This is a genomic window from Bartonella sp. AP58NXGY, assembly GCF_042195785.1.
Taxonomy (GTDB): domain Bacteria; phylum Pseudomonadota; class Alphaproteobacteria; order Rhizobiales; family Rhizobiaceae; genus Bartonella.
Map to the genome: position 1 here is coordinate 1 of NZ_JBHIOY010000122.1, position 990 is coordinate 990.

The 990-nt window shown below is 31.5% G+C and carries 1 pseudogene; it reads left to right on the plus strand.

Features of this window, described 5'->3' with window-relative positions:
• Positions 1 to 65 precede the first annotated feature (65 nt).
• Positions 66 to 695, plus strand: a pseudogene (gene tmk, locus ACFINC_RS09885) (dTMP kinase).
• Positions 696 to 990: the final 295 nt, after the last annotated feature.

Below are 990 nucleotides of genomic sequence, written 5' to 3' on the forward strand. Positions count from 1 at the left end.
TGTAAAATGACGTAAATTATATGAATGGAGAGAAAGTGTATCTTAAGAAAGATATTTATAATTCCATGTGGTCTTCGAAGCAATATGCTGGTTCTTTTGTTGCTCTATGCGGATTTGATGGGAGTGGAAAGACAACTCAAACAAAAGAAATTTCTCGTCATTACTCACAAGAAAAACATATCATACAAACTTTTCAGCCTAGTAATTGGTATAGAAATAACCCAGAGGTTAGAAATTATTTAGAGAGTGGAAAACAAATTGATCCATTGCTTTTAGCACTTTTAGCCGCAACAGATAGACGAAAACATACGCTTGAAATTATCGAGCCCTCTTTAACTTCATCGAAGAATTTATTAATCAGTGATCGATATGTTTATTCTAGTCTTGCCTATTTCTAGGCTCGAGGGCTTTCACTTGAAAGTGTGATTAAATTGAATCAATTTATCCCAAGACCTTGTATCACATTTTATCTGCATTTGCCGCCTGCTGCTATTATCGAACGATTACAAAAAAGGGACGGTTTAGCCTTAAAATACGAAGAAAAATTCTCATTTATTAAAAAAGTTTATGAAGTCTATCAATTTTTGTTAGAAACAGACGAACGATTTATCGTCATTGATGGAACCGCCTCTGTTTCTTTAATCCATGATCAAATACGACACCATATAGATAAAGCTTGTTTTAATGATAAATAAATACCTATTTTTAAAATTTATCTGTGCTCTATTTTCCTTTATGCTCTAGTTTCTATGTGAAATCTAAAGTTTTAAAAGTTAGTCCGCGATAATTTAAGAGTTTTGGAAAAATATTATATATCTTAATATGTTAATGAGACGATTTATGATCATTAAACTGCAGCGCATTTTTTTGAAAAGTTTGGAAGAGGGAAGCTATTTGAAAAAATAATTAAGTTTCTGTTATGATAATGATATTTTCATTCTCTTGAAATACTCATATGGCGATATAAGAACGACTCGTAGAGATCTGCAC